The organism is Flavobacterium sp. 90, assembly GCF_004339525.1.
Lineage (GTDB): Bacteria > Bacteroidota > Bacteroidia > Flavobacteriales > Flavobacteriaceae > Flavobacterium.
Genome location: NZ_SMGE01000001.1, coordinates 3,205,571 through 3,229,246, shown reverse-complemented (window position 1 = coordinate 3,229,246; position 23,676 = coordinate 3,205,571). Strand labels below are relative to the sequence as shown.

Below are 23,676 nucleotides of genomic sequence, written 5' to 3'. Positions count from 1 at the left end.
AAATGGGCAAAATCATTGCGATTGCTAATCAAAAAGGAGGCGTTGGAAAAACGACAACATCTGTAAATCTTGCAGCCTCATTAGGTGTTTTAGAGAAAAAAGTATTATTGATCGATGCTGATCCTCAGGCTAATGCTACATCTGGCCTTGGGATTGACGTAGAATCTGTTGAACTTGGAACTTACCAAATTCTTGAACATACAATAACGCCAAAAGAAGCCATTTTAAAATGTTCAGCGCCAAATGTTGATGTGATCCCTGCTCACATTGACCTTGTTGCGATCGAAATCGAATTGGTTGACAAAGAAAACCGTGAGTATATGCTTAAAAAAGCATTAGAAGAAGCAAAAGAAGAATATGATTTCATCATTATCGACTGTGCGCCTTCATTAGGTTTATTAACCTTGAATGCTTTGACTGCGGCTGATTCTGTAGTTATTCCAATTCAATGTGAATATTTTGCACTTGAAGGTCTTGGAAAATTATTGAACACTATTAAAAGTATTCAAAAAATACACAATCCTGATCTTGATATTGAAGGATTATTGCTAACGATGTACGATTCAAGATTGCGTTTATCAAATCAGGTTGTTGAAGAGGTTCAAAAACACTTTAACGATATGGTTTTTGATACCGTAATTCAACGAAATGTAAAATTGAGTGAAGCTCCAAGTTTTGGTGAAAGCATCATTAACTATGACGCAACCAGCAAAGGAGCAGTTAATTACATTAATTTAGCTCAGGAAATTATAAAGAAAAACAGCAAATAGTTTTTATGACAAAAGCAATTAAAAAACAAGCCTTAGGAAGAGGATTATCAGCATTATTAAAAGATCCGGAAAACGACATTGTATCAGCAGAAGATAAAAATGCTGACAAAGTTGTTGGAAATATCATAGAGCTTGAAATAAGTGCTATCGAAATAAATCCGTTTCAGCCTAGAAGCAATTTTAATGAAGAATCATTACGTGAATTAGCTACTTCTATCAAAGAACTTGGCGTAATTCAACCTATAACTGTTCGAAAATTAGAATTCAATAAATACCAATTAATCTCTGGAGAGCGTCGTCTTCGTGCTTCGACTTTAGTTGGCTTAACTCATGTTCCGGCTTACATTCGTATTGCTAATGACAATGAGTCTTTGGTTATGGCTTTGGTTGAAAACATTCAGCGTCATGACTTAGATCCAATCGAGATTGCTCTTTCGTACCAACGTTTAATTGACGAAATTCAATTAACACAGGAACAAATGAGTGAGCGCGTTGGAAAAAAACGTTCTACAATTGCGAATTATTTGCGTCTTTTAAAATTAGATCCAATTATTCAAACCGGTATTCGTGATGGTTTTATCAGCATGGGCCATGGTAGAGCGATTATCAATATTGAAGATTTAGATATTCAAACAGATATCTATCAAAAAATAGTAAGTCAAAATTTATCTGTTCGTGAAACAGAGACTTTAGTAAAAAATTATCACGAAAGTTTAAAACCAAAAGAAGAAGGAAAAGCTAAACCTGATTCTTCATTTGTAGTTAGAGAAACGCAAAAAAACTCTTTCAACGATTATTTTGGAGCGAAAGTTGATGTAAAAGTCGCTGGTAATGGAAAAGGAAAAATCACAATTCCTTTTAATTCTGAAGCCGACTTTAATAGAATTATAAAATTAATAAACGGATAGTGAATAAGATTGTCCCCATAAGTCTATTGTTCTTTCTCATAGGAACCGTCTCTCTTTTTGCTCAGGCAAAAGAAGAAACGGTTTTGGTAGCTAAAGACACTACCAAGTTAGAAGAAATAGATCCTCTTACACCAGCAAAAGCAGCGTTTTACTCTGCAATCTTACCTGGTTTAGGTCAAGCCTATAATAAAAAGTACTGGAAAATTCCTCTTGTTTATGGAGCAATAGGTACCAGTTTATACTTTTATATTGACAACAACAAAAAATACCACGATTATCGCGATGCCTACAAACGAAGGTTAGAAGGCTACAATGACGATAATTACAAGTTTTTAGATGACAGCCGACTTATTGCCGGACAAAAATTCTATCAACGAAACCGTGACTTATCGGCATTATTTGTTGTTGCCTTTTATGTTTTAAACATTATTGATGCCAACGTTGACGCAGCTTTAATTCAATTCAATGTAAACGAAAGACTATCAATGCGTCCAGAAATCTATCCGGCAGATGTAACTTTCAAACCAAATGTTGGACTAACTTTTAATTATCGTTTTTAAATAACTTTTGTTTTTATTTAAAAATTAAAAAATACACAAAATGAAAATTGCGCTTTTAGGATACGGAAAAATGGGAAAAGTAATCGAAAGAATTGCTTTAGAAAGAGGTCATGAAATTGTTTTAAAAAAAGATGAGAACAATACATATGATGGACTTTCTAATGCAGACGTTGCTATCGATTTTAGCGTTCCTACTGCAGCTGTTGACAACATATCAAATTGCTTTCATGCTAATGTTCCTGTAGTTTCAGGCACAACAGGATGGTTAGAACATTTTGACGAAATGGTAGCACTTTGTAATGAAAAACAAGGAGGTTTTATCTCAAGCTCCAACTTTAGCTTAGGCGTAAATATCTTCTTCGAATTAAATGAATATTTAGCCAAAATCATGGCACAATTTGATTCTTACAAAGTTACGATGGAAGAAATTCATCATACTCAAAAACTAGATGCTCCAAGCGGAACAGCTATTTCTTTAGCAAAAGGCGTTATTGAAAACAGCAATTATGCTAACTGGACTTTAGAAGAAGCAAAAAACAACGAAATTCATATCGAAGCAAAAAGAATTGGTGATGTTCCGGGAACTCATACCGTAAAATACGATTCGATTGTAGACAGCATCGAATTAAAACATACTGCTCACAATCGCGAAGGTTTTGCTCTTGGTGCCGTTATCGCCGCAGAATGGCTTGCCGGGAAAACTGGTATTTATAACATGAAAGACGTATTAAACTTAAAATAAACAGATTTAAGTATTAAGGTAAAACTTCAAATTAAAACCTTAATCCTAAAACTTTAAACACAATATCATGACTTTATATCTTTGGTTTGTTTTTTTCTTAGCAGTTCAGATTATTCACTTCATAGGAACATGGAAATTGTACATGACGGCAGGAAGAAAATCTTGGGAAGCAGCAATTCCGGTTTATAATTCAATTGTTTTAATGAAAATAATTGGAAGACCAACCTGGTGGACAATTTTACTTTTCATTCCGATTATCAACCTGATCATGTTTCCGGTTATTTGGGTAGAGACTTTAAGAACTTTTGGAAAAAAATCTACTTTAGATACTGTATTAGGAATTTTTACTTTTGGCTTTTATATCTATTATGTGAGTTATACTCAAAAATTAGAGTACAATGCCAATCGTACATTAACTTCAGAAAATAAAGCAGCAGATACAGTAAGTTCTTTACTTTTTGCTATTATCGTAGCAACATTAGTACATACTTATGTAGTACAACCTTATACAATTCCTACTTCATCTTTAGAAAAATCATTATTAATTGGTGACTTTTTGTTTGTTAGTAAAGTAAATTACGGTCCTAGAGTACCTATGACAACTATTGCATTACCAATGGTTCACGACTCTATACCGTTAATGAAACGTAAATCATATTTAAGCTGGCCGCAATTACCATATTTTAGGTTGCCAGCTTTAGAAAAAATAAAACGAACTGACATTGTAGTTTTTAACTGGCCGGTTGATACCGTACATTATTTTTACGAACAAAAAGGAAGACCAGGGGTTATAAAACCAATCGATAAAAAATCGAATTATGTAAAAAGATGCGTTGGTATTCCTGGAGATAGCTTGTCTATCAAAGACGGATTTGTTTTTATAAACGGAAAAAAATTAGTTTTACCAGAGCGTGCTAAGCCACAATATTCTTATGCAGTTGCATTAGATGGGAAAACTCCAATCGATTTTGAATCTTTATTTAAAGAGCTGGACATAACAGACGGCTTTAATACAAATGATAAAAAAGATACAATTTACTTTAGAGCCCTAACAGAAGCTAGTGCCGAGAGATTCAAAAACACTCCTGGTATAACTGGCGTAATAAGACAAATTCAAAAAGGAAACGACAATTCAATTTTCCCTCATATAAACAAATGGAATCAGGATAATTTTGGTCCGATTTACATTCCTGAAGCAGGAAAAACTGTTGCTTTGAATAATGAATCTTTACCTTTTTACAAAGAAATCATTACAAACTACGAAGGAAACACGTTGCAATTGGACGGTTCAAAATTTATCATAAACGGAAAACCAGCAACAACTTATACCTTCAAACAAAACTACTATTGGATGATGGGAGACAACCGTCACAACTCTGAAGATAGCCGTTATTGGGGTTACGTTCCCGAAGATCACATCGTAGGAAAACCGGTTTTCATCTGGATGAGCTGGGATACTAACGGAAAAGGAATTAATAAAGTTCGTTGGAACAGAGTATTTACAACTGTTGATGGTGAAGGACAACCACAATCTTATTTTAAATATTTCCTAATTATTCTTGCTCTTTACTTCGTTGGAGATTTTTTCTGGAGAAAAAGAAAAGAAAATAAAGCTTAAAAAACGTTAATTCGTTGAACTGATAAATCGTTTAATCGTATCTCAAAAAGTACGGTTAAACGATTTACCGATTAAACAAAAAATCAAATGAACTCATCACTATTACTTCCTACCTATTTTCCTTCGATAAGCCACTTTGCAGTTATAGCTCAATCTGAAAGTATTACGTTTGAAACGGAAGATAATTTTCAAAAACAGACCAATAGAAATCGTACTTATATTTATAGTCCAAATGGGATTCAGTTATTGAATATTCCTGTGAAGCATTCTAAAGCACCACATCAAAAAACAAAAGATGTGTTAATTGAAAATGAATTTGACTGGCAAAAACAACATTTCAAATCTCTGGAAGCAGCTTATAGAAGTTCTCCTTTTTTTGAGTTTTTTGAAGATGATATTCGTCCGATATTTGAAAAAGAGCATAAATTTTTGATGGATTTAAATTTTGAAGTTTTAGACATCACTACAAAATGCCTGCGTATGAAACTGGAGTTTAATAAAACTACAGAGTATTTTCATGAAGTAGAAAAAATTTCTGATTTTAGAGTTTTGGCAAACGGAAAAAAAGACCTTAACTCATTCGAAAAATACACTCAGGTTTTTGATGACAAACATGGTTTTGTAAATAATTTAAGTGTTTTAGATTTACTTTTCAATGAAGGTAAATTTGCCATGGATTATTTGAAAACACAAAAACTATTAGTTTAAACCTAACCGCAAAGAGCGCAAAGGTTTCCGCAAAGTTCGCAAAGATTATTTTAAGCTTTGCGAACTTTGCGCTTTTGTACCTTGCGTCCTTTGCAGTTAAGAGCATTACAAGAATCTCTATTTCACCTCAGCATTATACTCTAACGGTTTTATTTCTAACCATCTATTTAAGGTTTCCTTAATTAACTTCTGATCTTTTTCAGGGAAGTTTTTAACTCTCGTAGAATGACTTCCAGCTGGCAGAACCATTTTCAATGCATCTAATTTAGGATTCGGTGTGGGAGAGCACGAAAACCACGTATCATAACCTCCGTAGATATATAAAATCTTATTTCCTTTATTTTCAACATATTTTCTAACTTTTTTGATGTATTTCGGATTGTACTTTATTACAACATCTTTGGGCGCAAATCGGTCATTTGAAGAACTTTTTACAACCTGTAATAAATCAACAACCGGAGTTAAATCAAATCCATAATATCCAAGTTCACTCAAATGCTGATAATACGACGGTAAATAATTAAAATAATTCTTGTCATTATAAGTTCCCATTCCGACTATATCATTCAAATAATTAAACAGTTCTTTTGGAGTAGCTTTTGGCGATGGAATAGCTTCACATTTCCCTCCCCACTGCCAGAAAGAAAAAGGAAATTCCAAAACAGCATATTCTAAAGATTCATTAAACGGAACTTCTGCAAATGTCATTTTTTTAGCTTCTGCATATTGTGCAAACTCTTTCAAAACAGCTTCTCTATTTTCTAAAATCGCTCTTTGAAACACCGTAATTGCAGCTCTGCATTCCGGCGTTCCAATGGTTCTGTCATGATTTATTGTTCTGGAATCTTCCTGCGTATTAATTAGCGGCGCTACATAAGGCATCGCAACATCTACATCATTTGGATATTTTGACTTATAAATTAGCGCTGTTTCTCCGCCTTTACTGATTCCGGTTGAGACCCACTTACCGGAATATATTTGCTTTAATTTTGTCACAATAACATGATAATCAGCAATAGCCTGATCGTTTGTCAAATATTCCCACGGAAGTGGTTCCGGACGCGATTTTCCGTAAAAACGATACTCTACCGCAATTTGATTTGCGTTTAATAACTTACTTACTTCACTTTTAATATTACCTGTATTATAGCCATGCGTTTCGACAACCATTGGTTTATTAAAATCAAGATGAGAAAGATAAATATAATGTTTAAAGGTTCCTTTTTGCGGATTTTTATGGTCTAATGGTTCATCCAAAATCAATTGATAAGATTCTGAATAACCTTCTAAATTTTCGATAACGGTAATTTCGGCTTTCGGAAATAACTCAACAAGCTTTTGGTGTAAATTTGAAGTTGTTTGTGCTGAACCAAAAAAGGACATCAGAACAAAACAAAGTAATACTAATGAATTTTGTATTTTTTGCATTTTTTGATATTTAATTGAGCTTCTAAAAATACAGGCAATACAAATCTAAATATGATATTATATTACCCTTAAATTGTTTTATTTTATCTGATTAAAGTTAAAATAAAACTATACAGAAATAATATCTTAATTTTGAAATGAACTTGAATCATTAACCTTAAAACAAAAAAGATGACTATTGGAGTTGGCGGATCTAACGTAAATACAGAACTGGAAAAAATACAAAATATGACACTGAATGTAAAAGCCATTCAGCCCGAAGAATACCAAACACGTATTCAAAAAGCAGTGTCTCTTATTAAAAAAGCGGGATTTGAGGCATTGTACTTAAATGCCGGAACCAATTTATATTATTTTACAGGAACTAAATGGAATGCTTCTGAAAGAATGGTTGGCGGAATCTTGTTTGAAGACGGAAGTCTGGAATACATTGTTCCTAAATTCGAAGAAGGAACTTTCAAAAAATACAAACAAATAGACGGTAAACTTAATTGTTGGGAAGAGCATGAATCTCCATCTGTTTTATTTGGAAAAATACTTGAGGATAAAAACATCACTACAGGAAAAATTGCTTTGGACGAATCTGCGGGTTATTTTTTAGTTGATGGAATAATCAAAGCTAATCCAACTTATGAATTTGAGACTGCACAAGCTATTACCGCAGGATGTCGCATGCAAAAATCAGAAAATGAAATTGCTATTATTCAGCAAGCAAAAGAAATAACGATGGTTGTGCAACGCGCCGCTGCGCGTATTTTGCATCCAGGAATAAAAGTAGAAACGGTTGTTGATTTTATAAATCGTGCACATATCAAAGCGGGGATTCCGTCAGGTTCATACTTTTGCATTGTTCTTTTTGCCGATGATTCTCAATATCCACATGGCGTTACTGTTCCGCAGGATTTAAAAGATAATGACGTTGTATTAATTGATACAGGATGTCGTTTAGAAGGTTATTTATCTGATATCACGCGAACTTATATATACGGAACTCCAACTGAAGCACATACAAAAATTTGGAACTTAGAGAAAGCGGCTCAAAAAGCAGCTTTTGATGCAGCACAATTGGGCGCCACTTGCGGATCCGTAGATGATGCTGCCCGAAAAGTAATTGCCGCAGGAGGTTTAAGCCCTGATTATGAACTTCCGGGATTACCTCATCGTGTGGGCCACGGAACAGGATTAGACATTCACGAATTCCCATATCTTGTGAGAGGTAATTCTACAATTTTACAGGAAGGAATGGTTGTTAGCAATGAACCAATGATTTGTATTCCGGGACAATTTGGAATTCGTCATGAAGATCATTTTTACATGACATCAGAAGGTCCAAAATGGTTTACAACTCCTATGCATAGTATTGAGAATCCTTTTGGTATTGATGTAAATTAATTTTTTATTCTAAATAAAAACAAAAAAGTGCCGCTAGGCACTCAATATCGGTAGTCATTAGATTTGAAATTCGTTGGCGTGCCGTAGGTACGCAACAAAATAATATCATTGCGTACCTACGGCACGCTGTTTTTTTTGCGATCCTTGTTTTTCTACCAATATTTAGTGCCTAACGGTACATCTCAACCCTTGATCAGCATAATTATATATTTATTATAACCTTTATTAGAAGTAAAACAAAAGGGGAAACTATTTATAGTTTCCCCTTTTCTTCTTATAACCAATTTATAATTACTTAATTAATAATTTTTTGTTTTCTGTAAAACCTCCGTCTGTTGCTATTACAATGTAAATTCCTTTTCTAAGATGATTTACAGGATAAGAAGTTACATTGTTTTGTAAAACATCTATCAAATTTCCTGTACTATCATAAATCGTTATTTTAGTAGTTGCTATATTTAGGTTTTTGAAACTAAAATTAACAACATCTGAAGCCGGATTAGGATACATCGCAAATGACTTGGTAAAATCGATTTGATCTGGTCCTGCACTTCCGCTTTGTAAATCAATTGTCAATGGATTGCTCCAATCACTGAATTCTGTAGCATTTTTTGCTCTTACTCTAAATTGATAAACAGTTTGCGTTCCTTGTTTTGGAATCCATAAATAATAAGTTGTCGAAGTTCCAAATGTTGTCCAACCTGTAGTTGCATTATTTAATTGCACTTCATAACTCGTAGCATTCGTAACTGTAGTCCATGAACTATAAAATCCTGATGAATAAACTCCTGAATTACCTGCAACAGGCGTAGCCAATGTAGTTGGATTTGGATTTGTCACTGTTCCTGAAACTACCGTATAATCTTCTACTTCTCCGTCAGCAATATTACCGCAAGCAGAAGGATTTGAATAGTATTTCATCACTATACGCATTCTTGTTGATCCTGTAAATGCAGCAGCAGTAAAACTTCCGGTTGCAGTTCCGTTCGACGAAATTCCGTCAATCACTTTTTCTGAAGCTTCAAAAATATTGTTTTTATTATAATCGATCCAGATTCCCCAAAACTCTGTATAAGCATCACCGGAGAAACCAGCTGTTAAACTTACGTTTGTAGGAGCACTTGGCGATACTGTAATTGTTTTAGAAGTATAATCAGCGTAACCTCCTGTATTTTTACCCGAAGCATTATTAAAGCTTCCGATAGTTACAGCGTTAATATATTCATATTTATTGTCTGCCTGAGTAGTACAATAAGCCGAATTGGCTGTTATTGTTGCAGAAACTTCATTAGAATACCCCGAATAAATAGTATTTGCTTTTGCACGAACTCTGTATTTATAAGTATTTCCAGCTGTTAATCCTGTATTTGTATACGTTAACGCTGTACTTGGCAATGTTGTTATTTCGGCAAAAACATTATCAGTTCCTGCTCTTTCAATGGCAATGTTTGTAGCATTTGTCGCATTATTAACCCATGTCAATTGTACTTCCAAATTAGCATTATTAGCAGTCGCTGTTAAACTTGTTGGCGCCAAAACTGTTACAGGAGTTTGAGTTCCTGCTAAAATTGATTCGTTCGGTTTTGTGTTATAAGCATAATCCAAAACAGCGTAACCAACTCCTCCGACTTCTACTTTAATATGCATCCAACCGTAACAAATACGCCCTCTGCTTGTATATTCAAAACCAACATATCCTGTTTGATTATCCCAAGATGTGTAAGTTGCCGTTCTCAAATCCAACTGATCCGGATATGCCGCTCCAGGAGCCACAAAACTACTTGATGCACCAATTGAAGTTCCCTGATTAATTAAGGTAATATTTCTTGTTCCGGTTTGGCAAACTAATCTTTTACCATAAGTTTCGATTTTTAAAGCCGCAGCTGCAAATTGCCAAGCTCCATATTCTGTATTATCGCCAAGTGCTAAATTAAAATACTGCCATGTTTGTGCCGCCGAAGCAACATAATCAGGATTGTTAACATAGAAAACTCCGTAAGGCGAATCAAATTTTAAATTGATTGTTTTTGTCGCACTATCAAGAGTTGAAACTCCTCCTGTTACAGCAGCATCTTTCAAAGTAATAACCACAGAAGCATCATTTGCCGGAAGATGTGCAGTTGCTTTTCCTGTAAAAGATACCGCAACTTTATTATTCGCCTGAAGCGTTAATACAGCTGTTAATCCCGAAGGAACTCCAGTTACCGTATAATCAGTTCCTGCTGTAAAGGTTCCTGTACTTTTCGTAAATGTTCCGTTGTTAGTTGACAATGTAATCGTACTGGTACTTGTAACACCTCCATCATTTGCCTCTGCCTCATACAAAACACTATCAGATAATGTTACCGCAGTTTTATTAGACATTCCGGTATAAATTGGTGCATTTGGCTGCGTGTTATAAGCATATTCCGAAACGGTAAAAGCATCTCCACCCGCTGCAACATCAACTTTGAACCAACCATAACAAGTTTGTCCTTCTATTTGGTATTCAAAACCTACATATCCGGATTTCCCTTCCCAAGTAGTATAAGTTGGGGTCCTTAAATCTAACTGATTCGGATATACTCCCGGCGCTGTCATATTACTTGCCGGACCAACAGCTACATTTTGTGCTAATAGCGAAATATTTCTGGTTCCTGTTTCGCATGCTAATCTCTTACCATAAGTTTCAATTTTTAATGCATTGGCAACATAACGCCAAGCTCCGAAAGAAGTATCATCTCCTTTTGCAATATCGAATGCTTTCCATGTTAAACCAGAAGAAATAGTTATGTTAGGCATATCAACAAAAAATATCCCATACGGATCTGTAAATTTCAAATTGAAAAATAAAGATGTACAAGATAAACCTGTTGTTCCTCCGGTAAAAGCAGCGGGTAAAAATGTAATTCCAGCTGTTGTATTTTGTGCTGCGGCGTGATTAACAGCTTTTCCTATTAGCGTTACTGTTAATTGTCCGTTTGAATTTACTGTAACTACCGGAGTTATTCCTGCTGGAAAAGTGTGAGTAAAATGTGTTCCAGCTGTCATTGTTCCTGAGCTTAAAGCAAATGTTTTACCAGCACTTAACGTCACTACTGATGACGTATTAAAAGCTCCATCGTTTACAACTGTCTCTTTTAATGTGGTTACACTGGCAACTAAACTACTTTCTGTTGAATTTACACCTGTGTCTATTAAATTTTGAGGTTGCCAAAGTGTGATTCTTGCAGGATGTTGCAATGCCGCCAACATTCTGTCGATTTGCCCTTGCGTATACATTTTATAACAGCCTTGTGCGCCATTATATCCCATGTAATTTTCGAAATTTACTTTGTCTCCGCTACAGTTTGTTCCAGGCGTACAAGCCAAAGTATGTAAACCATCTTCTGGAGGTGTATCTACAACTTCATCAGTTCCGGTACAACCTCCTTCAAAAGTGTGAATTAAATTTAGAAAGTGACCAAACTCATGTGTTAAGGTTGCCGAAAATTCTTTGCTATAGGAGTTATCATAAAGATAAGCTCCGTTAAAAACCACACGCGCTGTATTGCTTGCTGTCATGCCAGAATCCGGATACCATGCAACTCCTGAATTATTTAAAGCACCGTCATTATACAAATCATTCTGAATATAAACGTTCATGTATTTTTTATTATCCCAGGCATCTGCGGCAATCTGATCATCGTAGCCACCGCCGTTTCCGTAACCATTTTTTGCGGTATGAAAAACTACACCGGTTGTACAACCGCCATTTGGGTCTTTTTTGGCAAGTTTAAATTCGATGTTTATTGTTCCTCTTCTTGCCTGAAAAAAAGGTTCAACGGTTTGAAAATCTGCGTTTCTTCCGTTAAAGTCATCATTTAATTGCGCCAAATGATTTACGATCTTTTCATAAGTAATTGTTTTACCACTTTGCACGTCTCCGTAAATATGAAAAACTACTGGAATTGTATAGGTAACTGCTGCTGTTTTTGAAGTTTTACTTTTTCGCTGAAGCGTAAAATTCTTTGTAAAATTGTCAAAATCTTTTTTCTCCTGAAGTGAATTTGGGTTCGCCCGATACACTTTAGCGTTTTCTTCCGTCGTCCGGCAAGGAAGTCCTTGCGCACTAATTTTCCCTGCCGAGAAAACCAGTAATAACATTAGTAATTTTATTTTCATAATAGTTTTAGGTTAAATTGTTACCACCAAAATTACCTACATATGTACTATTTTACTGATACTATCTTAATTAAAAATAATACATAATTAACATCTTTTTAACCCTAAAAAAACATACTTTAAAAAAATATCCATAATAAAATATCAATCTAATACAAAAAATAGCATTTTACCAAACAAATACAAACGCTATGGATTTACTAGTTTAACTGTAAAGTTCGCAATGAAACAAAACGCAAGGTTCGCAAAGCTTTTTATTAAAAACTTTGCGAACCTTGCGTAAACCTTAGCGTCGTACTATGTTTTGTCCAGTTAATTTTAAAACTGACTTTATATAACCACAAAGCTCACTAAGCTTCTTTTAAATATGGTTTTGTAAAAACATAAAGTCCGCAATCCCGATAGCTATCGGGATTGTGTAGATCAAGCTTTGCGGACTTTGTGTTTCCTATAAGTAAAGTAAAATAGCCCCTTAGCGACTTTTGCGGTAAAACTTCTGTTATTTCATTTTAAAAAAAACCGAAAAATCTAATTAAAGATCTCCCGGTTTCAAAAACATAAACTAACTCAAATTAAAATTTGTCCCAAAATATTTTTGTTGTCATTCGATCTCCTCCAATAGCAGTAGCAGCAGCTTCATAATTGTTTTTATTCAACGTTTTATCAAAAAGTGAATAAATATTACGAACCGGAACTTTCCCTTCGGCAGCATCAACCGCAGTTGAAGGCGCTTGCAAAATTGGGTAATCTAATCTTCTATATTCGGTCCAAGCTTCAAATCCTCTATTGTAATAAGCAATCCAAAGTTGGTAGGCAATTTTTTGCTTAGCCGTTCCTGCTGCTGTTGTAAAAGCTACATCAGTTCTATCAAGATAAGTTTGCGCATCACTACTTCCAATTCCCCAGAAATTCATGCTTGCCAAAATTCCTTTTTTATAATAATCTTCTGCCGTTCCTCCTACAGAAAACCCTCTATTTGCTGCATCTGCCAACAAGAAGCATGTTTCTGTATAATCAAAAATAACTCCCGGATTTGTTTTCTCCTTTAACTTTGGTCCTACATTCGAGAAATTACCATAACTCACTTGCTTAGCATAAGGAGCTCCTTTATAAACGCCTCCTATTTTAGATTCCGGATTAAAATAAACATCTCGCCTTGGATCATCTTTTGCATTCAATTCATTAACAAAAAACTCTGTTGGTACCGTTTGGCTTTCATTTACCAAAGTATTATACAAAGGATTCATATCAATTACTGTTGCGTAATACTTAAACAACGCCGATTCATTTTTATTTGTCATCAATCCTGAATTATACGCACTTTCAACCATTTCTTTGGCTTTTGCCGATTCTATGTCTGCAAGATGTAAACCTAATTTTAACTTTACACTATTCGCCAATAATTTCCATTGACCAACATTACCGCGAAATATTAAATCTCCACCACCCAAACTGCTTGTGCCTCCGCTTAAATCTGCAATGGCAACATCTAAACGGGCTGCCAAATCCAAATAAATGCTTTTTGCATCATCATACTTAGGGCGTGGATGTCCTACAATATCTAAAGCTTCTGTATAAGGAACATTACCAAATAAATCAACAAGAGTTTGATACACTATTATAATTTGAACGTCAAGAATTGCGATATCATTTTTCTTGATCTCTTTTTCAATTGTTCCAAGTGCCTCTCTATTCCTAATTTGTTTTTGGGCATTTGTCAAATCCTGCAGAACATCTCTGTACAATAGAACCGAATGAGAATTTCCTAAATTTCTTCTTTCCTGATTATAATTTACCTCATCTGTGTAAGTTGTACTGGTCCAATATTGCGCGTATCCTCTAAAATTATTATCATTTACAGAAGCATTCGTCAGGAAATAAGCATATGCAACCTGTGCGCTTGCCATTAAACTAGAAGGCAAAACACTTGTATATGCTTTTTTATTTTGATTTAAATCATCTAAATTATCACACGAAGCAACTGAAAGTAAAATGGCTCCTGCAAAAAATATTGTTTTTACTATTTTCATTTTGTTTGTTTTTAGAATTGAACTTTCATATTAAAGTTATACTCCTTTGATGTAGGTAATACTCCTGTTTGAAAACCCTGAAGATTTCCTGAAGACATTCCTGCTTCCGGATCTGCATAAGGTAAATTTTTACTTATGATCCATAAATTAGATCCATTAAAAGCAAAAATTATACTGCTCATAAAAGTCTTTGCAAGAAACTTAGAAGGTAATCTGTAGCTTAATCCTACCTCACGTAACTTTACATAAGAAGCATCATAAACATATTGCTGTTCTGGCATTGAGTTATAAAAAGAATATCCATTGGCACCTTCTACACTTACAATTTTATCATTTGGAGTTCCGTCTTCTTTCACGCCAGGCAATAAAATTCCTCCTCCGCTTGCAACAGGATCTCTCTGCGGATGTCCTAAATGATTATTTGTTACTGTACTTTCATAAATTCCCGTAGTATGTCCAAAACGCTGATCTAATGAATAAACATCTCCGCCTTTTTTAACATCAATTAAGAAATTAAATGTGAAGTTTTTATACGTCAAAACGTTATTTACACCACCAATCCAATCTGGGTTTACATCTCCAATAGTAGCTCCGGCAGTTTGTAAATATCTTCCGTTTGCACGAATTACTTTTTGCCCGTTTAAATATGTAAATCCGGAACCAATAAGTTGTCCAACTGGTTTTCCTACTTCAGCAACATAACCTACACCCTGAAAAGACCCTAACGAAATTCTGTTTGCCTCTCCTAACGAAATCACTTCATTTTTATTTGTAGACCAGTTTACTTTTACTTCCCATGAGAAATTTGCAGTTTTTACCGGAATTACATTCATCGTTACTTCAAATCCTTTATTCTGAACATCTCCGGCATTTATCCACGCTCTTGTATATCCTGTTTGCGACGGAGTTTCAATAGAAAGAATTTGGTTTGTCGTATTTGTTTTATAGTACGAAAAATCAAAACCTAATCTGTTTTTAAACAATTTAAGTTCAATACCCGCTTCAACACCTTTTGTCAACTCACTTTTTAAGTTGGCATTACTTTTATCGTTTTCTGTAGAAAAACGAATTCCGCCATCACCAAAATTGTCACTTTTAGGATAAGTTGCAGTAGTTACAGCAAAAGGAGCATCATTTCCTGTTTCAGCATAATTCAGACGTAATTTTCCAAAAGACAACCAATCCGTTTTAATATGATTACTAAAAATATAAGTCCCGGTAATAGAAGGGTATGAATAAACATTATTATCTTTTGGCAACGTCGAAGATTCATCCACGCGATAAGTTCCCTCTAAGAAATAAGTATCTAAGAAATTAAAACTTGCATTAGCATAAACACTATTTGTTCCAAGTGTAATCTCACGTTCGTCAGGACTGTTTATTTTGTCAATAGAATTATTCAAAGCATACATTCCCGGCACTACCAAACCTCCATTTGTTCTGGCGTATATTGAATTACTAACAGATCGTCTTGAATTTGCCCCAACCATTCCATTGAATTTTATACCTTCGGTGATACCAGTTTTAAAATTTAGGATCAAATCAAAATTGATCTCTCTAAAATCTTTATCGTATCTTGAATATTGTCCAAGTCCGTTTGGAGTTCTTTTTGAACCTACAGCAATGCGCTCTTCTTGTAATTGGTGATAATAATCTACAGCTCCTTTACCAGTAATATCAAACCAGTCGTTTACTTGTGTAGTTAAATTAACGTTTCCAAAGAAACGATCACGAGCCAGACTGTTGTAATTATTATATCTCTGAAAGTATGGATTATCATGAAACTGAACTGCCAAATCATTAGGACCAGCCACATTCCAGGTTGTATTTTGTCCTGTTAAATTATAAGCATCCCTTAAATCTTTAAAATCTACACTCGTTGAATACCATTGTCTAATACTGCTCAAATAATTGTTTCCTCCATCACCATAACCAGTTTCATTCATTCCTTTCGCATTCGCCTTTAAGTAATTGGCTGAAGCCGAAATTTTAGTTTTAGGCTTTAAATTATAACTTGCAGATAAATTAAAATTATCCTTGCGATTATCGCTATTAGGCAAAATTCCCTGATCCATATTATAATTTGTATATCCAAATCTGAAATCACCATTTTCATTAGATCCTGCAACTGCAACATTATTTACATACGTCACACTCTTTTGATAAAAACTATTTGGGTTTTCCTGTACCGCTGTCCAAGGTGTTGCTTTTCCATAACCTGGCAACTGAGGATAAAATGATTTCCAATTGTAAACTAATAAATTAGGATCAAATTTTGGTCCCCAGGAAGCATCATCAGTTGCCGCATAAGGATGCACACCACTGCCTAAATTTACAGTACCATAAAAATCTCCATAACCCCCGCCATATTGATTTTGATATTCCGGTAATGTCTTTTTATCGACTACACCAATAGTAATCCCAGAGCTAAAAGTTACTCCCAAACCACCTTTAGATTTACTTCCTTTTTTAAGCGTAACCAAAATAACTCCGTTTGAAGCTCTTGAACCGTATAAAGCTGAAGCCGCAGAACCTTTTAAAACGTTCATTGTTTCAATATCATCAGGATTGATATCTGCAGCAGCATTTCCGTAATCATATCCACCAACATTACCACCGCTTTTTTGATCTTCACTATTAGTATTGTCATTGTTTAACGGAATACCATCTACAATCCATAATGCCTGATTATTACCTGTTAATGAAGTTGTACCACGAATAATTACATTGGTAGAACCTCCAATATTATTATTACGTCTGATTTGTACGCCGGCAATTTTCCCGGAAATTGAATTGGCTACGTTACCAGTATTTACTTTTGTCAAATCTTCGCCTTTAATTTCCTGAGTGGCATATCCCAGAGATTTCTTTTCTCTTTTAACACCCAAGGCCGTTACAACAATTTCCTGAAGTTGCTCTGAACCTCCAGCCATAACTACATTTACAGTAGTATTTGCAGCCATTATTTCCTGAGTTTTCATTCCGATATAATTAAAGATCAATACAGAATTTGAACTTGCTTTAAGCGAATATTTTCCGTCAAAATCTGTTTGAGTTCCCGTTTTTGTTCCTCTAATCAATACACTCGCGCCCGGCAAAGGCATTCCTGCATTATCTGAAACAATTCCTGACACAACCCGCTCTTGTGCGAACGCAAATTGCGCTAGCAGTACAAAAAAAAGTACCACCGTTTTTCTTTGAAAAAACTTAAATTTCATAAAATGGTTTTATAATTAGTAGGGGCAAATGTTTTGCTTTTTTGACAATTTTAATGGCAATATATTACCATAAAAGCCTATTATATTATCCTTAATTGAATAATTGTTATTTTTACACATATTATCCTACCTTTAAAAATCAATCTTTTTACAACTTTAAATGATCGGTGGAGAGATATAAAATATATTGTTTGCACCAATTATTTTAACCGCAAAGCACGCAAAGACATTTAGACAATCGTAGCTTTTATAAAAGCGCAAAGTCCGCAATCCCGATAGCTATCGGGATTGTATTGATCTGTATTTGAGAACTTTGCGTTTTCTATGTATAAAGTAAAATTAAATCTTAGCGAACTGTGCGGTTGAATTTATCTCAAAACAAAAAAGGGACAACTTCTTTTTACAGAAACTCTCCCCTTTTTAATCTAATTCGTGAATTTTATTTTGCTCCCGGAGGAGATTTCTCATATATAAATTTTACAAAAGTATCTACTAAATGCTGTGTAGTTCCTTCGCCTTCATAGATAGAATGTGAACGATTTGGATAAATCATTAAATTAAACATTCTATCATATTTTATAAATTCATTAATCAAAACTTCTGCATTTTTGTAATGTACATTGTCATCACCAGTTCCATGAATGTAAAGTAAATTTCCTTTTAAATTCTTAGCGTATGTTACCGGCGAAGCCTTAATATAATTCGCTTCGTTTTCGCTTGGTAATCCCATATAACGTTCTGTGTAGATATTATCATAAAAATGCTGATCTGTAACTGCCGAAATAGCTACACCCGTTTTGTAAATATCAGGATATTGAAACATTAAATTCAACGTCACAGCTCCACCACCGCTCCAACCATGAACAGCAACTCTGTCAGCATCAATAAAATTCCATTTTAGAATTTCTTTTGCAGCCATCGCCTGATCACGAGTATTTATAATTCCCATGTTTTTATAAATAGACTTTCTCCATTTTGTTCCTTTCAAAGATGGAGTTCCTCTATTATCCATTGCAATTCCTATATATCCTTCCGGAATAAGTAAATCAATAAATTCATTCAAATAAGGCATATCATTTGCAACGCAAGCCATTGGTTCACCATAAACATAAAAAAACAATGGGTATTTTTTTGCTGGATCAAAATCTAAAGGTTTTGCCATAATTCCGTCCATTTCAACGCCATCAACCGTTGTTACTTTAAACTTTTCCAAAGAAAAATTACGGTTTGGTTTTACAAAAACATCAGCTTCTTTTGGCAATATTTTTTTATGATCGGATAACGAAACTAAACGGGTATTTATATTTCGATTGATATTCATATTCGTGTGTTTTGCATACGATCCATCAGTCGAAAATTGATATTCATTAGTTCCTTCAAATATTTCAGGAGTAACTCTTTGGGTTTTCCCCGATTTTAAATTCGTTTCGTACAAATATCTTTGCGTTGCATCTTTAGGACTTGAGATGTAATAAATAGATTTTGTCTTATCATTATAAGCCTTATAATACGCATCATAATTTCCTTTTGTAACTAACTCTTTCTTCTTTCCGTCGCTGCTTATTTTATAAACATGCATCCAGCCATCAGCATCAGAACTCCATAAAAAAGCTTTTCCATCGTCTACAAACTGACACGGAAACCCATCGTAAATCCCAGAAGAAATATCAAAAACATCAATCCATTCCGGTGACTTTTCCTGATATATTAAATTTGCTTTTCCAGTTTGTGAGTTACAATTATAGATCGAAGCCTGATTTTGATATCTATTCAACTGAACCACCATTACGGCATCTTTAGCAGCCCATTCCATACGAACCAAATAATTATTATCTGGTTCACCTGGAATATCCAGCCAATTTGTCTTCAAAGAAGCAATATCGATAACACCAATTTTTACAGAAGAAGGTTTTTCTCCCGCTTTTGGATATTCTACAGGAACTACAAATGGATATAAAGCATCAGTATTATTAATCATCAAATGGAATTTTGTCTCTGTAGCATCAACACGCCAAAAAGCAATACTTTTTCCATCAGGACTCCAACGAAATCCATCGCGAGCAGCAAGTTCTTCTTCATAAACCCAGTCAAAAGTTCCGTTGATTACCTTATCTGTTCCATCTGTTGTTAAAGGAGTAATTTTGCCCGAAGCCAGATTCTCCAAATAAATATTATGCTTAGAAACATAAGCAACATTTTCGTTATCATTTGAAAATTTAGCAAACATCAAAGAGGATTCTTCTAAATTCCCTCCCAGTTTTCTTCCTTTTCCGGTTGCTAAATCAAAAAACCAATAATCACCTTTGGTTTTAGCTCTCCATACCATCTTTGAATTGGTATAAACCAGAACTTTTGTCTTATTCTGATTCCAAACCAAATCTTCAACTTCTCCTTTGAAACCTGCACTTTTTAATTGTTGATCTGTTAAAACTGTAGTACTTTGATTTAATTTATCAACATCATAAACTAAAACATTATGATTAGAATTCACCCAAAAAGAATGTGAATTGGGCAACCATTTTAACTCATTAATATCAATGCCAGTTTGAGCAAAGATTCCTGAGCAAATAAAAAGTAGTAATAAAAATTGTTTTTTAATCATGTTTATTTGGTGTTAATTAGCTGTTCTATTTCTGTAATTTCGATTGGTATTTCTTCAGATAAATTGATATTTCCGTCTTCTGTCAGTAAGTAATCATTTTCTAATCGGCAGCCAATTCCTTCTTCGCGAATATAAATTCCGGGTTCACAGGTTAAGACCATTCCCTTTTCGAAAGGCTTTGAATACAAACCAACATCATGAACATCAAGCCCTAAAAAATGAGCTGTTCCGTGCATGAAATATTTTTTGTAAGCCGGATTTTGAGGATTTTGAGAAGCGATCTCTTCCAACGTAATTAATTTCAACTTAACCAATTCCGCTTCGATCAGACTTGCCATTTGCAATTCGTAATCTTTCGACAAAACTCCCGGTTTCAAAAATTTTGATCCTTCTTTTAAACAATACAAAACCGATTCGTAAATTTCTTTCTGACGTGCTGAAAATTTTCCGTTTACCGGAACACAACGCGTAATATCTGAATTATAATTAGCATAACAAACACCAAAATCGACCAAAACCATTTCGCCGTCCTTACAAACAGAATCATTGGTATTATAATGAAGCGCGCAGGCATTTTTACCCGAAGCTATAATTGGTTTGAATGCATGGCGATTTCCTCCATTCTTAATATATTGATACGCTAATTCTGCTTCTAGTTCGTATTCTTTCACCTCAGGTTTTACAGCTTTCAAAAGTCCTTTAAACCCTTTTACACTTATAGAAACTGCTTTTTTCATCAAGTCAATTTCTTCAACAGATTTTACTGGTCGCAGTTCTCTTGTAATTTTGGCAACACGCTCGTATTGATGCAACGGATATTTTTGTTTACACCATTGAATCATTCGATCCTGACGCGTATTCATTTCCGAAGTTATTCTTTTAATGTGCTCATTATGTCCTAAATAGATTGTATCTGCTTCAAAAGCAAAAAGCTGAATTGTCTTTTCGAATTCATGAATCCATTTTACATTTTTAATTCCTGAAATAGTCGAAACTTTTTCTTTGGTCAAAAAATCGCCATCCCAAATCAAAGTCATTTCAGTAACTTCTTTTACAAATAAAATAGTGCGATTTTCTTCTTTAAAAGCATCTGGATAAAGTACCAAAATAGTTTCGTCTTGCTCAATTCCTGACAAATAAAACAAATCATTATTTTGTGCAAAACCCATTACATCATCAGCATTATTAGGCATTACATCATTTGAAGTTAGGATTGCCAAACTATTATTTTGCATCTTTTCGATAAACCTTTTTCGGTTATTCTCAAACAAAGAAACTGGAATTGAATCGTATCTCATCTTTTATAATTGAAACATTTTAGTAGCAACAGAATTCGTTTTACCAGAAATAATCTCAGTAATAACTTTTACTGTTGCCGGCGCAAGACTTAAACCCATCATGGCGTGTCCGGTTGCGAAAGTCAAATTTACAACTTTTTCTGCTCGCGAAATAATTGGCAAACCAGAAGGTTTACAAGGTCTGAAACCAAACCAGGTTTCTTGCTCTTCGGACACATCAATGTACTATCCTTGATTATAAATTTTTATAATCCGGTAATTCCGGTCTTGATTCCAATGCTTTGGTAATAATTCCTAAAACTTGTTCTCTCTCAGCTCCACGAAGCGGCAATCTTGGCGCACGAACATTTTCTGTTCCAATTCCTGTTGCGACTTCTGCAAGCTTGATATTCTGAACTAAAAAAGAATTGATATCTAATTCTAACAAAGGCAAAAACCATCTGTATATTTTTAGCGCTTCGTCAATTCGGCCAGCTTTTGCCAACTTGTAAATCGCTACAGTTTCTCTCGGGAAAGCATCTACCAAACCAGAAACCCATCCGTGAGATCCCATCAATAAACTTTCTAAAGCCAATGTATCGACTCCTGATAATATTTTTAGACGATCTCCAAAACGGTTGATCATTCTTGTTACATTAGAAATATCTCTTGTCGATTCTTTTACCGCCTGAATATTATCGAATTTCAGGATTTCTTCGAACATATCTAGTGTAACTTCAATTTTATAATCAACTGGATTATTGTAAACCATTATTGGAAGTGAAGTGTTTTTAGCCACTTCTGAGAAAAACGTTACAGTTTCAAAATCAGAAGCTTTGTAACGCATTGGAGGCAACATCATCAATCCTTTTGCTCCATCTTGCTCTGCAATATTAGCTGCCAAAATTGCTCCGCGAGTTGTTTGTTCAGCAATATTCATGATTACAGGAACCTGATTGTTAACCATGCTCACAGTACCTTTTACCAACTCTCTTTTCTCCTCTTCCAGAAGTGTACTTGCTTCTCCTAAAGTTCCACCAAGTATGATTCCTTCAACACCTGCGTCTAGTTGCGCTTTTAAGTTTACTTCAAACATTCTGAAGTCTAATTTATCATCTGCAGTAAATTTTGTGGTTACCGCCGGCATAACGCCTTTCCATTGAATACTCATAATATCGATTTTAATTAGGACCAAAATTATTTATATTGAACAAAGCAAGAGGCGTAAAAATTATCTCAAAACAATACTATATTACCCTATATAAGGCACTTAAGCAAAAAACCAACTAATATATTGCTATTTTTTATCGAAATAAAATATATTTGATATAACTATCTAACCAACCAACCATGAAAGTTTTTCCATTTAAAATCCCTAAATCGGGAGAAGATCCGCTTATATATCAAGAAGATAGAGAAATTGTTTTCTATGATAAACTTCACCAACATGAAGAAATTCAAATTAGTTTTATCGAAAAAGGCGAAGGTGCCGTTTTTGCCGGAGATACTATTTCGCACTATAACCAAGGCGACATATTAGTGATTGGCAGCAACTTACCTCATGTTTTTAGAAGTGAAGTGCACGAAAATGAATCTTCAATAATGCTTACCTTATTTTTTACAACCAACTCATTTGGAAAGGATTTTTTCAATCTAAATACCTTCAAAAACATTCATCCTTTTTTAGAAAGCAGCAGAAACGGCTTCATCATTCACAATGCTCCAAAGAAAATTACCAAGTCTTTTAAAAAGCTAAATAAAGCCGACAATTACCAACGTTTTATTTTGTTTTTGGAAATTTTAAAATGGCTTTCAAACAACAATAAAGAGCAATTATCGAATCACTTATATGATAAAAAAATTACGGATAATGAAGGTAAACGTATGCAGACCGTCTTCGAACATGTAATGACTAACTTTAGTAAAAATATAAATTTAGACGAAATTGCCTCGATTGCCAATATGACCAAAAATGCCTTTTGCCGGTATTTTAAAGTCCGGACGAACAAGTCTTTTTTCCAGTTTTTAATAGAAGTGAGAATTGAGCACGCTTCAAAGCTATTAGCAAATAACAGTGAACTTTCTGTTTTAGAAATTGCCGAATTATGTGGCTTTAATAACATCTCAAATTTCAACAGAAAATTCAAAGAGTTAAAACAAACTTCTCCTTTACAATATCGAAAATTAAATTTGTGATTTGGATTTAACCGCAAAGTTCGCAAGGGTTTACGCAAGGGGCGCTAGTATATTTCTCGCAAAGTCGCGAAGTCGCAAAGTTTA

At 34.4% G+C, this 23,676-nt stretch carries 16 protein-coding genes; 8 read left to right on the top strand and 8 right to left on the bottom strand.

The features are described from left to right. Positions 1–2 precede the first annotated feature (2 nt). The 6 genes from C8C83_RS13335 (at position 3) to C8C83_RS13310 (ending at position 5,306) form a co-directional block, all read left to right on the top strand. Entirely contained in the window at positions 3–770 is a 768-nt protein-coding gene (locus C8C83_RS13335; protein ID WP_053472385.1) for an AAA family ATPase, read from the top strand. A gap of 5 nt (positions 771–775) precedes the next feature. After that, positions 776–1,678 (top strand): ParB/RepB/Spo0J family partition protein, encoded by a 903-nt coding sequence (locus C8C83_RS13330; RefSeq protein WP_121328987.1) that lies wholly within the window; start codon positions 776–778, stop codon positions 1,676–1,678. Then, positions 1,678–2,238 (top strand): DUF5683 domain-containing protein, encoded by a 561-nt coding sequence (locus tag C8C83_RS13325; protein WP_099709386.1) that lies wholly within the window; start codon positions 1,678–1,680, stop codon positions 2,236–2,238. The genes C8C83_RS13330 and C8C83_RS13325 overlap by 1 nt, the downstream gene beginning before the upstream one ends. Before the next feature lie 40 nt (positions 2,239–2,278). Beyond that, positions 2,279–2,980 carry a 4-hydroxy-tetrahydrodipicolinate reductase gene (dapB, locus tag C8C83_RS13320; RefSeq protein ID WP_121328986.1) on the top strand — a complete coding sequence of 234 codons (702 nt, stop codon included), beginning with the start codon at positions 2,279–2,281 and terminating at the stop codon, positions 2,978–2,980. A 67-nt stretch (positions 2,981–3,047) separates the two neighbouring features. Next, positions 3,048–4,598, top strand: a complete 1,551-nt coding sequence (lepB, locus tag C8C83_RS13315) for a signal peptidase I (RefSeq protein ID WP_121328985.1) — start codon at positions 3,048–3,050, stop codon at positions 4,596–4,598. A gap of 87 nt (positions 4,599–4,685) precedes the next feature. Then, positions 4,686–5,306: a WbqC family protein gene (locus C8C83_RS13310; RefSeq protein ID WP_121328984.1), complete on the top strand. Its 621-nt coding sequence runs from the start codon at positions 4,686–4,688 to the stop codon at positions 5,304–5,306. Positions 5,307–5,423: 117 nt separating this feature from the next. On the opposite strand, the gene C8C83_RS13305 is transcribed toward C8C83_RS13310, so the two are convergent. Then, positions 5,424–6,734 carry a S28 family serine protease gene (locus tag C8C83_RS13305; RefSeq protein WP_121328983.1) on the bottom strand — a complete coding sequence of 437 codons (1,311 nt, stop codon included), beginning with the start codon at positions 6,732–6,734 and terminating at the stop codon, positions 5,424–5,426. Between the two features lie 171 nt (positions 6,735–6,905). Here C8C83_RS13305 and C8C83_RS13300 point away from each other — a divergent pair, with 171 nt between their 5' ends. Further along, positions 6,906–8,126, top strand: coding sequence for a Xaa-Pro peptidase family protein (locus tag C8C83_RS13300; RefSeq protein ID WP_121328982.1), 1,221 nt, complete (start codon positions 6,906–6,908; stop codon positions 8,124–8,126). A gap of 291 nt (positions 8,127–8,417) precedes the next feature. On the opposite strand, the gene C8C83_RS13295 is transcribed toward C8C83_RS13300, so the two are convergent. The 7 genes from C8C83_RS13295 to C8C83_RS13265 form a co-directional block, all read right to left on the bottom strand. After that, positions 8,418–12,269, bottom strand: coding sequence for a M43 family zinc metalloprotease (locus C8C83_RS13295; protein WP_121328981.1), 3,852 nt, complete (start codon positions 12,267–12,269; stop codon positions 8,418–8,420). A 572-nt stretch (positions 12,270–12,841) separates the two neighbouring features. Beyond that, positions 12,842–14,299 (bottom strand): SusD/RagB family nutrient-binding outer membrane lipoprotein, encoded by a 1,458-nt coding sequence (locus tag C8C83_RS13290; RefSeq protein ID WP_121328980.1) that lies wholly within the window; start codon positions 14,297–14,299, stop codon positions 12,842–12,844. A gap of 11 nt (positions 14,300–14,310) precedes the next feature. Then, positions 14,311–17,517, bottom strand: a complete 3,207-nt coding sequence (locus C8C83_RS13285) for a SusC/RagA family TonB-linked outer membrane protein (RefSeq protein WP_121328979.1) — start codon at positions 17,515–17,517, stop codon at positions 14,311–14,313. A gap of 439 nt (positions 17,518–17,956) precedes the next feature. Next, positions 17,957–20,119, bottom strand: coding sequence for a DPP IV N-terminal domain-containing protein (locus C8C83_RS13280; protein WP_121328978.1), 2,163 nt, complete (start codon positions 20,117–20,119; stop codon positions 17,957–17,959). Between the two features lie 2 nt (positions 20,120–20,121). Then, entirely contained in the window at positions 20,122–21,417 is a 1,296-nt protein-coding gene (locus C8C83_RS13275) for an aminopeptidase P family protein (RefSeq protein WP_121328977.1), read from the bottom strand. 3 nt (positions 21,418–21,420) lie between these two features. Further along, positions 21,421–21,633 carry an FAD-dependent oxidoreductase gene (locus C8C83_RS13270; protein WP_233566067.1) on the bottom strand — a complete coding sequence of 71 codons (213 nt, stop codon included), beginning with the start codon at positions 21,631–21,633 and terminating at the stop codon, positions 21,421–21,423. A gap of 19 nt (positions 21,634–21,652) precedes the next feature. After that, positions 21,653–22,567 (bottom strand): dihydrodipicolinate synthase family protein, encoded by a 915-nt coding sequence (locus C8C83_RS13265; protein ID WP_121328976.1) that lies wholly within the window; start codon positions 22,565–22,567, stop codon positions 21,653–21,655. Positions 22,568–22,746: 179 nt separating this feature from the next. Here C8C83_RS13265 and C8C83_RS13260 point away from each other — a divergent pair, with 179 nt between their 5' ends. Continuing rightward, positions 22,747–23,592: an AraC family transcriptional regulator gene (locus tag C8C83_RS13260; protein ID WP_121328975.1), complete on the top strand. Its 846-nt coding sequence runs from the start codon at positions 22,747–22,749 to the stop codon at positions 23,590–23,592. Positions 23,593–23,676 lie beyond the last annotated feature (84 nt).